Annotated in this window: 5 protein-coding genes, 2 tRNA genes and 4 rRNA genes; 2 read left to right on the top strand and 9 right to left on the bottom strand. The window is 41.2% G+C overall.

Annotation, left to right across the window (positions count from 1 at the left end):
- Window position 1: 1 nt before the first annotated feature.
- The 8 genes from LZQ00_RS16335 to LZQ00_RS16300 all read right to left on the bottom strand — a co-directional run bounded on the left by LZQ00_RS16335 (window position 2) and on the right by LZQ00_RS16300 (window position 9900).
- Window positions 2-3079, bottom strand: coding sequence for an efflux RND transporter permease subunit (locus tag LZQ00_RS16335; protein WP_234510318.1), 3078 nt, complete (start codon window positions 3077-3079; stop codon window positions 2-4).
- 9 nt (window positions 3080-3088) lie between these two features.
- Entirely contained in the window at window positions 3089-4147 is a 1059-nt protein-coding gene (locus tag LZQ00_RS16330) for an efflux RND transporter periplasmic adaptor subunit (RefSeq protein ID WP_234510317.1), read from the bottom strand.
- Window positions 4148-4329: 182 nt separating this feature from the next.
- Window positions 4330-4441: ribosomal RNA gene (gene rrf, locus LZQ00_RS16325) — 5S ribosomal RNA — on the bottom strand.
- Window positions 4442-4522: 81 nt separating this feature from the next.
- Window positions 4523-4634: ribosomal RNA gene (gene rrf / locus LZQ00_RS16320) — 5S ribosomal RNA — on the bottom strand.
- A 210-nt stretch (window positions 4635-4844) separates the two neighbouring features.
- Window positions 4845-7732, bottom strand: a 23S ribosomal RNA gene (locus LZQ00_RS16315).
- Between the two features lie 274 nt (window positions 7733-8006).
- A tRNA-Ala gene (locus LZQ00_RS16310) sits at window positions 8007-8080 on the bottom strand.
- An 85-nt stretch (window positions 8081-8165) separates the two neighbouring features.
- Window positions 8166-8242 (bottom strand) — tRNA-Ile (locus tag LZQ00_RS16305).
- 128 nt (window positions 8243-8370) lie between these two features.
- Window positions 8371-9900: ribosomal RNA gene (locus tag LZQ00_RS16300) — 16S ribosomal RNA — on the bottom strand.
- Together the 16S, 23S and 5S rRNA genes with 2 tRNA genes alongside form the textbook arrangement of a ribosomal RNA operon.
- Window positions 9901-10756: 856 nt before the next feature.
- On the opposite strand from LZQ00_RS16300, the gene LZQ00_RS16295 reads away from it, so the two are divergent.
- Both LZQ00_RS16295 and LZQ00_RS16290 read left to right on the top strand, forming a co-directional pair.
- Window positions 10757-11725, top strand: coding sequence for an SdiA-regulated domain-containing protein (locus LZQ00_RS16295; RefSeq protein WP_234510316.1), 969 nt, complete (start codon window positions 10757-10759; stop codon window positions 11723-11725).
- A gap of 79 nt (window positions 11726-11804) precedes the next feature.
- The gene (locus tag LZQ00_RS16290; protein ID WP_234510315.1) at window positions 11805-12416 is read left to right on the top strand and encodes a trimeric intracellular cation channel family protein; all 612 of its coding nucleotides are present in this window, start codon (window positions 11805-11807) and stop codon (window positions 12414-12416) included.
- 19 nt (window positions 12417-12435) lie between these two features.
- Here LZQ00_RS16290 and def read toward each other — a convergent pair whose 3' ends face one another.
- The gene (def, locus tag LZQ00_RS16285) at window positions 12436-13017 is read right to left on the bottom strand and encodes a peptide deformylase (RefSeq protein ID WP_234510314.1); all 582 of its coding nucleotides are present in this window, start codon (window positions 13015-13017) and stop codon (window positions 12436-12438) included.
- Between the last annotated feature and the right edge of the window lie 82 nt (window positions 13018-13099).

The raw sequence follows: 13099 nt of genomic DNA, 5'->3' as shown, positions 1-13099 counted from the left end.
ATTAATCTTCAATAGTCGAAAATTCTGGATTATGGTGTTTAACACGAGACCACATTAAATAGATAGCGGGAATAACAAATAACGTCAATACAAGGGAAAATAGTGTCCCCCCAACGATGACTACTCCCATACCAATACGACTGGTAGAGGCAGCTCCTAAAGATAGTGCAATCGGTAATGCTCCAAGCGCAATAGCCAAGGATGTCATCAAAATAGGACGTAATCTTGCTCCTGAAGCTTCAACAATTGCTTCATATTTTGTTTTACCCTCTTCGCGAAGTTGATTTGCAAACTCTACAATCAGAATTCCATTTTTAGTTACCAAACCAATTAACATAATGGTACCAATTTGACTAAATATATTCCAAGATTGACCAAATAACCACAGCGAAAATAATGCTCCTGCGACGGCCAACGGTACTGTAATAATAATAACAAATGGATCAATGAAACTCTCAAATTGCGCTGACAAAATAAGATAAATCAATAATAAGGCTAATCCAAACGCAAACATGGTATTTGAACCACTTTCTTTAAAATCTCTAGACTCACCTCCTAAATCTGTTGTGAAAGTCTCGTCTAGAACTTTTTGTTTAATACGATCCATAGCTTCAATTCCTTCACCGAGACTCTTCCCGGGTGCAAGGCCCGCAGATACTGTAGCAGACATATAACGGTTATTGTGGTACAGTTGAGGCGGACTACTTCGCTCCTCGATCTTCACAATATTATCCAACTGAATTAACTTACCTTCTGTATTTTTCACAAAAATAGAAGCAAGATCTAAGGGTGTACTGGTATCCTTCTTATCAAATTGTCCTATGACCTGATACTGACGACCATTCATCATGAAGTATCCAAATCGTTGACCAGATAGTGACATTTGTAATGTCTGCGCAACATCTAAAATAGAGACTCCTAAACTTAAAGCCTTTTCACGATCAATACTAACATAAACTTCGGGTTTATTGAATTTCAAATTCACATCACTAGTTGAAAATGTAGGATCTGCTTCTACAGCATCCATAAATTGAGGGATTTTTTCCTCTAACTTTTGAAAATTTGGGGCCTGTATAATATATTGAACCGGTAAACCCCCTCTTCGATTTACTGAAATGGTTGGTTGCTCGGTCACAGAAACTTTAGCTTCAGAAGAAGATTTAGTTAATCTTGATAGATCGCGAGCAATTTCAGCCTGTGTACGTTTCCGTTTATCTTGCGGAACTAGACCTAATCGAATCATCCCACTATTTGCTGCAGAAGATCCAAAGCTTGGAGAAGTTATGACCAAACTAACATCTTTTTCAGGAACAGAGTCATTGACAAGTGTGGTTAACTCTGTCATAAATCTATCCATATAATCATAAGAAACCCCTTCAGGAGCTGTTACCCTCATCATCAAATAACTACGATCGTCATAGGGAGCGGTTTCTTTGGGCAACAGATTAAAGAAAAGATAAATAAGACCAAAGCAGCATAAAATAATTGGAAAGCTTAACCATTTCTTTTTCAAAAACTTGACTAATGAATTCGTATAGCCATCAGTGAGTGCTATAAAATAAGGTTCTGTTTTATTATAAAATTTGGTTTTCTTTTGTTCACCGCCTTTCATCAAATATGCATTTAACATGGGTGTTAAAGTCAATGAAACGAAAGCAGAAATCAATACTGCTGCACCGATAACTATCCCAAACTCTCGAAACAAGCGCCCGACAAAGCCTTCTAAAAATACAACTGGTAAAAATACAGCTGCCAAAGTAATCGAAATAGAAATAACCGCAAAAAAGATTTCATTAGAACCCTTAATTGCTGCTTGAATAGGAGACATCCCTTCTTCCACTTTTCTAAATATATTCTCTGTCACCACAATCCCGTCATCCACAACCAAACCTGTAGCCAATACAATTGCTAATAAAGTCAAGACGTTAACCGAAAAACCACAGAGATACATAATGAAGAATGTAGCAATTAACGATACTGGAATATCGATTAAAGGGCGAAATGCTATTGCCCAATCTCTAAAAAACAGAAAAATAATTAACACCACAAGTACGACAGATATTAACAATGTTTCAGCGACTTCTAAGATAGCTTTTTTCACAAAAAGAGTATTATCCAATGCTATCTTCATTTCAATGCCTGCAGGTAAATCTTTCTTAAGCTGATCGAATTCTTTATAGAAGCTCTTTGCAATCTCCAAATAATTCGTTCCAGGTTGAGGAATAATTGCCAGACTCAACATGGGCAGACCCGAATCTGACATTTTAGTTTCAAAATTTTCTGCTTCTAGAGCAGCTTTGCCCACATCACTTAAACGGATAATGCTGTTACCTGTAGATTTGATTATGATATCATTAAATTGATCCTCAGATGCCAAATTCCCTATAGTCTTTACTGTTAGTTCCGTGTTAGATCCAGTTAATTTTCCCGAAGGCAATTCGACATTCTGCAGATTCAATGCAGATCTAACATCGAGTACAGTAACCCCATAAGAATTCAGTTTTACCGGATCCAACCAAAGACGCATCGCATACTTTTTTTGTCCCCAAATTTGAACTGAACTTATACCAGGAATGGTTTGCAGTCTTTGAGAAATTGTATTTTCAGCATAATCCGATAACTCTAAAATATTCTTTTCAGAACTTTGTATCGTCATCGTAATAATTGGTTCTGAATCGGCATCCGCTTTTGATACCACTGGGGCAGCATCAATATCTTGGGGCAAACTCCTTAAAGCCTGAGAGACTTTATCTCGCACATCATTTGCCGCTTCTTCTAAATTCTTTCCTAAATTAAATTCAACTGTAATATTACTCGTCCCTTGATTACTTGAAGAAGAGATATTCCTAATTCCATCAATAGAATTGATTGCTTTCTCTAACGGTTCTGTTATCTGTGATTCAATAATATCAGCATTCGCTCCAGCATAACTGGTCCTTACTGATATTTGAGCAGGGTCAATAGAAGGAAATTCGCGTACTCCCAAATACGTATAACCAATTATACCGAATAGTATTAACATCAAGTTCAATACAATCGTTAGTACTGGACGTTTAATACTTGTTGTAGACAAACTCATAATAGCCAATTAACGTAATGTAACCTTTACCTTTACATCATCTTTCAGAGACATAATTCCTGTTGTTAGTACGGTATCCCCACTTGTCAGACCTGATAAAACATTGACTTTATCTTTCGTTCTTCCACCTGTTTCTACAATAACCTCTCTAGCCTTTCCTTCTTTCACAATAAAAACTTTCTTTCCGTTTTGAATTGGAATTAATGCTTCTGATGGTACCATTAAAGCATCATTAATAGTTTCCAAAGGCAAAATTACATTAGCAAATATACCTGGCATAAATTTATCATGTCCGTTGTCTGCTATGGCTTTGATTAGTAATGTTCGAGTATTCAAATCAACAGCAGGATCTATTGCAAAGATTTTAGCTTCGAATGCTTCTTTAGAATCTGGAATAGTGAATGAAACCTGCTTACCTACTGCTATTCTATTTACGTACTTTTCCGGAATAGAAAAAGATAATTTGATTCTATCCGATTTCACCAATTTAGCAATATCTGTAGTCGGCATTATATAAGCTCCTCTGGATACAGATCGAAGGCCAATAGTTCCCGAAAAAGGAGCTCTAATATATGTCTTTGATAATTGCGCTTGAATATAAGCTATTTGTGATTTAGCGGTTCGATAATCCGCACTTGCAATATCATATTCTTCTTGGCTAATAGCTTCTTTTTCAAGTAATAGTTTCGCTCTTCTTTCATTCTCAGAAGTTAGTTGAGTTCTCGTTTTAGCTTGTTCCAACTGCGCTAATAAATCAGATGCAACAATCTTAACTAGGATAGCACCTTTGCTCACTTTATTTCCTTCAGAAAAGTTTAATTGTTCGATTAACCCGGAGACCTCCGAACGAATTTCGACTTGTTCATCAGGTTCTATTGTTCCTGTTAAACTCAAATTATCAGCAAATGATTCAGTACTAATGATAGCACCGTATACAGCCATTGTAGTCTCCTTACCTTTTCCCGCAGTTGGTGTACCAGCCTTTTCCTTGTTTTTTGCAATTCTTTGCCAAACCAAATACCCAAATAAAAGTATTAAGAGTGCAAAGACAATATATTTAATTTTCATAACTGAGAATAGAATACTTAAATGCGCAATATGTATGCAACAATTCAAGTTTAAAGAAATTAAATGAGTATCTATTGGGAATTTCGTAATAATGTTATGATAATGGGAAAAATAAATATCATAACAATTATATCTAACGAAAAAAGTCCTTAAGATTATAATCTTAAGAACTTTTGTATAAAAAAAGGCATCGACCTACTCTCCCACCTGTTACGGCAATACCATCGGCTCTGGCGGGCTTGACTGCTCTGTTCGGAATGGGAAGAGGTAGACACCGCCGATATAGACACCTAAAATATTTTGAATCAATTAAATTGATGTAAAACAAATCAGATTAAAAGCGAAATAGCCTTATTAAAAGGCTATTTGTATAAAAAAAGGCACCGACCTACTCTCCCACCTGTTACGGCAATACCATCGGCTCTGGCGGGCTTGACTGCTCTGTTCGGAATGGGAAGAGGTAGACACCGCCGATATAGGCACCTAAAATGTTTTTTAGATATTAGATTTGAGATGGGAGATTTGAGATAGTATATGGTCGCCCATGTATTTATCTTAAGTCTCATATTTGACATCAGATCGGAGGTCAGATCATTCCTTTCGGAAAATCTAGGTCTCTCATATCTATCGTCTCATATCTAATCTATAGACAATTGAAAGAAAAAATCAAAGAGGAAGACAACAGTGTATGCGTTGCTTGAGAAAGCTTCGGGTGATTAGTATTGCTCAGCTATGGTATCTCTACCTTTACACCTGCAACCTATCAACGTAGTCATCTGCTACGGCCCTATAAGGAAGTCTCATCTCGTGGCTAGTTTCGCACTTAGATGCTTTCAGCGCTTATCTATTCCCGACGTAGCTACCCAGCCGTACACCTGGCGGCATAACTGGTTCACCAGCGGTCAGTCCATCCCGGTCCTCTCGTACTAAGGACAGATCCACTCAAACTTCCAACGCCCACAACAGATAGGGACCGAACTGTCTCGCGACGTTCTGAACCCAGCTCGCGTGCCACTTTAATGGGCGAACAGCCCAACCCTTGGGACCTTCTCCAGCCCCAGGATGTGACGAGCCGACATCGAGGTGCCAAACCTCCCCGTCGATATGAGCTCTTGGGGGAGATCAGCCTGTTATCCCCAGCGTACCTTTTATCCTTTGAGCGATGGCCCTTCCATACAGAACCACCGGATCACTATGTCCGTCTTTCGACCCTGGTCGACTTGTCGGTCTCACAGTCAAGCAAGCTTATGCCATTGCACTCCGCGTACGGTTACCAAGCGTACTGAGCTTACCTTTGAAAGCCTCCGTTACCTTTTTGGAGGCGACCACCCCAGTCAAACTACCCACCAAACAATGTCCTCCCCATCGGGGAGTTAGAAACCGGATACAGAAAGGGCGGTATTTCAAGGTTGATTCCATGACTCCTGGCGAAGCCACTTCAACATCTCCCGCCTATCCTACACATCCTGTACCCAATTCCAATGTTAAGCTATAGTGAAGGTGCATGGGGTCTTTCCGTCCCGTTGCGGGTAATCGGCGTCTTCACCGATACCACAATTTCACCGAGCTCATGGCTGAGACAGCGCCCAGATCGTTACACCATTCGTGCAGGTCGGAACTTACCCGACAAGGAATTTCGCTACCTTAGGACCGTTATAGTTACGGCCGCCGTTTACTGGGGCTTCGATTCAATGCTTCTCTTGCGATGACATCCCCTCTTAACCTTCCAGCACCGGGCAGGTGTCAGGCCTTATACCTCATCTTTCGATTTTGCAAAGCCATATGTTTTTGTTAAACAGTCGCCTGGGCCTTTTCACTGCGGCTTCTTGTACTGCTACAAGGAAGCGCCCCTTCTCCCGAAGTTACAGGGCCATTTTGCCGAGTTCCTTAGCCATGATTCACTCGAGCACCTTAGGATTCTCTCCTCGACTACCTGTGTCGGTTTACGGTACGGGTTTTTATAACCTGAAGCTTAGCGGGTTTTCTTGGAAGTCTGTTTACCTGCTCTATCAGCGCCACCGAAGCTTTGCTGTACTATTGGGTCTCAGCAGGGTCGGCGGATTTGCCTACCGTCCCTATACCTACGCCTTTTAACGGACTATTCCGTCAGTCCGCGGCAGTGTCACTACTCCGTCACCACATCGCAGTTATAAAAAGTACTGGAATATTAACCAGTTGTCCATCGGCTTTCTCCATTCGGATGCGCCTTAGGCCCCGACTAACCCTGATCCGATTAGCGTTGATCAGGAAACCTTAGTCTTTCGGTGGGCGGGTTTCTCACCCGCCTTATCGTTACTTATGCCTACATTTGCTTTTCCATACGGTCCACGGTCCATTACCAGGCCGCTTCGCCCCACATGGAATGCTCCCCTACCAGATGCAGCTTATGCTGCAAATCCATAGCTTCGGTAATACACTTGATGCCCGTTTATTATCCACGCCCGGCCGCTCGACTAGTGAGCTGTTACGCACTCTTTAAATGAATGGCTGCTTCCAAGCCAACATCCTAGCTGTCTGGGCAACCGGACCTCGTTAGTTCAACTTAGCGTATATTTAGGGACCTTAGCTGATGGTCTGGGTTCTTTCCCTCTCGGCCTTGGACCTTAGCACCCAAAGCCTCACTGCCGGCCATATCTTATAGCATTCGGAGTTCGTCTGGATTTGGTAGGATTTGACTCCCCCGCACCCAATCGGTAGCTCTACCTCTATAAGACTCCATGCCGACGCTGTTCCTAAAAACATTTCGGGGAGTACGAGCTATTTCCCAGTTTGATTAGCCTTTCACCCCTACCCTCAGGTCATCCGGAAACTTTTCAACGTTTATCGGTTCGGTCCTCCATTACATGTTACTGCAACTTCAACCTGCCCAAGGGTAGATCACAAGGTTTCGCGTCTACCTCATCTGACTATGCGCCCTATTAAGACTCGCTTTCGCTTCGGCTGCGCGGCTGAACCGCTTAACCTTGCCAGACAAGAGTAACTCGTAGGCTCATTATGCAAAAGGCACGCCGTCACTGGACCCGCCAGCTCCGACCGCTTGTAAGCACACGGTTTCAGGTTCTTTTCACTCCTCTGTTCGAGGTTCTTTTCACCTTTCCCTCACGGTACTAGTTCACTATCGGTCTCTCAGGAGTATTTAGCCTTATCAGATGGTGCTGACAGATTCCCACAGGGCGTCTCCGACCCCGCGGTACTCAGGGTACTGCTAGGCTAGCTTTCTATACGTGTACCGGGCTATCACCGTCTATAGCTGGGCTTCCCATCCCATTCCACTTCTGTCTGCTAATGCCACATCGCAGCCCTACAACCCCGGTCATGCCGTAACATCACCGGTTTGGGCTCTTTCCCGTTCGCTCGCCACTACTTGGGAAATCATTATTATTTTCTTCTCCTACGCCTACTTAGATGTTTCAGTTCAGCGCGTTCGCGTTTTATACAGCATACCTTCAGTATGCTAGGTTGCCCCATTCGGAAATCTTCGGATCAAATCACATTTGCTAATACCCGAAGCTTATCGCAGCTTATCACGTCCTTCATCGCCTCTGAGAGCCTAGGCATCCCCCGTGTGCCCTTATTTACTTTCTTCACCTCATAGCCCTTTTGCTACTATGGGTTGCTTTTGATATATAACCATGGTGCTACGCATCGATCCGTTCGGCTTTTGACCGAGGGTCTTCTCAATACATCAAGCACACCACAGTATGGTCTCTACTGTTGTCTTCTCTTGTAATTTTTTTTCTTTCAATATGTCAAAGAACTCTTCTTCTAGATGTGAGATCAGAGATGGGAGATTTGAGATCTGGTATGGTTGCCCATAAGTGTCTCTTGTCTCATATCTATCGTCTCATATCCAGAGATGTGGAGAATATCGGAGTCGAACCGATGACCCCCTGCGTGCAAGGCAGGTGCTCTAGCCAGCTGAGCTAATTCCCCTTTGTGTAGACAGCAGAGTTCAGAGCCGAGATCCGAGACTATTTACTCTGTCTCTTGTCTCTTATCTTTCATCTCTGATCTTAGATGGTAGTCCCGAGCAGATTTGAACTGCTGACCCCTACATTATCAGTGTAGTGCTCTAACCAACTGAGCTACGGGACTAGCTTATCATTCTTCATCTCTCAATGGACCATCCTAAAGGGACGGGCACATTTCTTCAAATGTTCATCTTTGTTTTCTTAATATTAACCATGTGTATACGTAACGAGCTTCAATTCCGAATGCTCTAGAAAGGAGGTATTCCAGCCGCACCTTCCGGTACGGCTACCTTGTTACGACTTAGCCCCAATTATCGGTTTTACCCTAACACGCTCCTTGCGGTTACATGCTTTAGGTACCCCCAACTTTCATGGCTTGACGGGCGGTGTGTACAAGGCCCGGGAACGTATTCACCGCGTCATTGCTGATACGCGATTACTAGCGAATCCAACTTCATGAGGTCGAGTTGCAGACCTCAATCCGAACTGTGAATGGCTTTTAGAGATTAGCATCATATTGCTATGTAGCTGCCCGCTGTACCATCCATTGTAGCACGTGTGTAGCCCCGGACGTAAGGGCCATGATGACTTGACGTCGTCCCCACCTTCCTCGCTGTTTGCACAGGCAGTCTGTTTAGAGTCCCCACCTTGACGTGCTGGCAACTAAACATAGGGGTTGCGCTCGTTGCGGGACTTAACCCAACACCTCACGGCACGAGCTGACGACAGCCATGCAGCACCTAGTTTCGTGTCCCGAAGGACTGATCCGTCTCTGGATCATTCACTAACTTTCAAGCCCGGGTAAGGTTCCTCGCGTATCATCGAATTAAACCACATGCTCCTCCGCTTGTGCGGGCCCCCGTCAATTCCTTTGAGTTTCAATCTTGCGACCGTACTCCCCAGGTGGATAACTTAACGCTTTCGCTGGGACGCTGACTGTGTATCGCCAACATCGAGTTATCATCGTTTAGGGCGTGGACTACCAGGGTATCTAATCCTGTTTGATCCCCACGCTTTCGTGCATCAGCGTCAATCACACCTTAGTGAGCTGCCTTCGCAATCGGAGTTCTAAGACATATCTATGCATTTCACCGCTACTTGTCTTATTCCGCCCACTTCAAGTGTATTCAAGTCCTACAGTATCAAAGGCACTGCGACAGTTGAGCTGCCGTATTTCACCACTGACTTATAAGACCGCCTACGCACCCTTTAAACCCAATAAATCCGGATAACGCTTGGATCCTCCGTATTACCGCGGCTGCTGGCACGGAGTTAGCCGATCCTTATTCTTCCAGTACATTCAAGCCCCTACACGTAGAGGTGTTTATTCCTGGACAAAAGCAGTTTACAACCCATAGGGCAGTCATCCTGCACGCGGCATGGCTGGTTCAGAGTTCCCTCCATTGACCAATATTCCTTACTGCTGCCTCCCGTAGGAGTCTGGTCCGTGTCTCAGTACCAGTGTGGGGGATTCTCCTCTCAGAGCCCCTAGACATCGTAGCCTTGGTGGGCCGTTACCCCGCCAACTAGCTAATGTCACGCGAGCCCATCCATATCCTATAAATATTTGATCATTCAACGATGCCGTTAAATGATGTTATGCGGTATTAATCTCTCTTTCGAGAGGCTATCCCCCTGATATGGGCAGGTTGCTCACGCGTTACGCACCCGTGCGCCACTCTCATGGAACCAAAGCAAGCTTTGATCCCAATCCCGTCCGACTTGCATGTATTAGGCCTGCCGCTAGCGTTCATCCTGAGCCAGGATCAAACTCTCCATTGTAAAATGAAGGGTAAGATCAAGACTATTTATAATAAATAGAATTGTCTTGTATTTTTATTTCTAATTCTAAAATTGACAGGTTGATTTTTTTAACTTTCGCTGTTTCTCAACACTACTCGTTACGTTACATGATTATATTTTTAAAGAACTTGCTTCGCATCCGCTTCACGCTTCTGCTTTTATATCTTCGGCATTGCGCCCCGATCTTTTCTTGTTTTATTCCCTTCGTTTCCGTTGGGACTGCAAAGGTAGAAATCTTTTCCGAAATTCCAAAATAAATCTAAATTTATTTTTTATCGCTTCTCCTCAGATTTCTGCGTTCAAGCAAGCTTAAACCCTTCTTTTTTCAATGCCGTTCCTCTCGGAACAACCCTTCCTCCCTTGCGGAGTGGTGCAAAGATAACAACTTCTTAGCCTCACTTCCTAACCTTTTCTGACTTATTTCTTAATATTAACCTTAACTGGCTGTAACATTGAACGATTAATTTTGGCCGTGGAGCATAAAATAGACCGTTGATCCGAGATAAGGTTATTCCTGGCTGCAATATCCTACTGTGGCTTGTTTCCTTTGGATAAGGATATTATTCGCAGATACAGCAGGAACAGCCTGCAGGGTTAACGCTCGCAGAGAAAAGATACTGTAAAAAGAGGCTCTCCAAGTAGCGGGCATAACAACCTGCCCCGAAAAGTTCCCAAAGGCAACCAAAACATCAAAACAGTTCCTATTATTTATCTACAATAAAGATCTTATATATAATGTATGAATATTATATTCGTTCTCATTTTAGAACAAACAATGTTTTATAATTTGAGTTTTTTCAAAAAATAAAATACATTTATATATAATTAATTGGATATGGATCGTGAAAATTTATCAGCAAGTATTCGATTATCTACATTTTCTTATCTACAAAGAACATACAGCATGCATACATTGAAATCCATTATAGTAGTTTTAAGCTTAACAGCTAACATTTTGGCTGCATGTAACCCAAATAAAGATCCAAAAACCAATACTTCAACGTCAAATAACTCAAAAATGCCAGAAACAAATGAGGTGTTATCTGTTCCATATCGTTTGGACGCAGGGGAAGTCCTAAACTTACCTGAAGATTTAAAAGAAATATCCGGTATTACATTTTTGCCTAATGATGATCAATATATCTATGCTGTACAAGATGAGAAAGGATTGTTATTTTCATTAAATATGGAAGATCAGCAGATCAAATCGACTCCGTTTCTGAAAGATGGAGATTATGAAGACATCGTTGCAAATAACACGCATATCTATATATTAAAAAGCAATGGAACGATCTATTCTTTTCCTATTACAGAAAAAGATGATATAAAAAATGTAGCAACTCAACAAGATTTACTGCCAAAAGGAGAATATGAAAGCTTGGCTATTGATATAGAAAGCAATCTAATTTATGCACTTTGCAAAGAATGTAAAGGAGATAAAAAAGAGTCTAATACTTCGGGATATATCTTATCGATAGGTGACACAGGAACATTAACGTCAAAGGGAGTTTTCAAAATAGCGAATAAAGACCTAAATGGTTTTGATTATAAATTTTCGAAGTCATTTAAACCCTCTGCACTAACCAAAAACCCAGCTACAAATGAGTGGTATATTCTTTCTTCTGCAAATAAGGTTCTTGTCATCACAGATCAAGATTGGAAGGTAAAAGCAGTTGAACCACTAAACGCTAACTTGTTTGAACAACCAGAAGGGATAGCTTTTGACAGTCAGAATAATCTCTACATTAGCACTGAAGCAGGAAATAAAGAAAAAGCTATTCTTTATAAATTCAAACAAAATTAAAGTATGAAAAGGAAGGCTAACAATTAAATTTTCAATAAAATCATACCTTTGCTAGCAATACTTTGATCAACATAAATAAATGGCAACAGTCAATTATATCTATTACAGCGATTTATTAGGCACTATGTTTTTTGCTATTTCGGGAGCCATGGCTGCCAATCGCAGAAAAATTGACATATTTGGCGCTACCTTTACTGGATTTGTAACGGCTATTGGAGGAGGTTCACTACGGGATATTTTCTTAAACCTTCGTCCAATATGGGTCGATGATGGAAATTATTTAATCGCTATATTCGTTGGTGTTTTTCTCTCCGTAGTTCTCAATAATCAGTTAGATAAGTTTTCGAGAACATTGACACTCTTTGATGCAATAGGTATTGGTTTTTTTACTATTGTGGGTTTACAAAAATCTCTGATCTACGAAAGCTCTATTATTGCAGCAGTTATTCTAGGTATGTTCTCAGCGGTAATGGGGGGAGTTATTCGAGATACATTAATGAATGAGACACCCTTAATCTTTAGAAAAGAAATTTATGCAACAGCATGTTTATCCGGAGCGATTCTTTTTGTTACATTACGTTATTTTGGCATTGACGACAATATAAATGCATTTCTCAGTGCACTCTTAGTATTTATGGTTCGTATCTTAGCCGTAAAATTTAAGTTTTCGCTCCCCATTGTGGGTGGATAAAGAAAAAGCGTTAATGTGATTAACGCTTTTTCTTTTGCAATGGGAATTTCATTTTATAAGCAACTCGGATCATTCCTTTAGAAATTGCATCTAGTCTTCCTTTCAACATTGTTTTCTTCAACGTTGACAATTTATCTGTAAACAGTTTCCCTTCAATATGATCATACTCATGTTGTACGACGCGAGCTGCCAAACCATTTAAATCAATCTCATGCTCTTCAAAGTTCTCATCCAGATAATTAATTTTAATATTTGGATGTCTCATTACATCTTCATTAATATCAGGAATACTTAAACAGCCTTCACTAAATGCCCATTTATCTCCAGTTTCCTCAACCATAATGGGATTGATAAATACTTTTTTGAAAGAAGCTAAAACTGCTTTTTCTTCTTCAGCATCTTCAGCAAAAGGTGTTGCATCAATGACAAAAAGACGAATAGGCAGGCCTACTTGTGGGGCTGCTAAGCCAACACCATGAGCTGCATACATCGTCTCAAACATATCAGCAATCAGTTGCTTCAAATCTGGATAATCTTCATCTATTTCATCTGCTACCTTACGCAATACTGGATCACCATAAGCCACAATTGGAAGTTTCATACTATTATTTTTTTTTGAAAAACAAAGGTAAGCATTAAAATTCATTCGAAAACCAGAGTTTGTACCTAATAAATCATATTTT

The organism is Sphingobacterium sp. SRCM116780, from assembly GCF_021442025.1.
In the GTDB taxonomy this organism is placed as follows: domain Bacteria; phylum Bacteroidota; class Bacteroidia; order Sphingobacteriales; family Sphingobacteriaceae; genus Sphingobacterium.
This window is presented reverse-complemented; position numbering and strand designations above follow the sequence as displayed.

Coding starts and splice junctions, on each gene's coding strand:
- LZQ00_RS16290 (WP_234510315.1), top strand. CDS start 11,805: ATGGCAACAGTCAATTATATCTATTACAGCGATTTATTAGGCACTATG.
- LZQ00_RS16295 (WP_234510316.1), top strand. CDS start 10,757: ATGGATCGTGAAAATTTATCAGCAAGTATTCGATTATCTACATTTTCT.
- LZQ00_RS16330 (WP_234510317.1), bottom strand. CDS start 4,147: ATGAAAATTAAATATATTGTCTTTGCACTCTTAATACTTTTATTTGGG.
- def (WP_234510314.1), bottom strand. CDS start 13,017: ATGAAACTTCCAATTGTGGCTTATGGTGATCCAGTATTGCGTAAGGTA.
- LZQ00_RS16335 (WP_234510318.1), bottom strand. CDS start 3,079: ATGAGTTTGTCTACAACAAGTATTAAACGTCCAGTACTAACGATTGTA.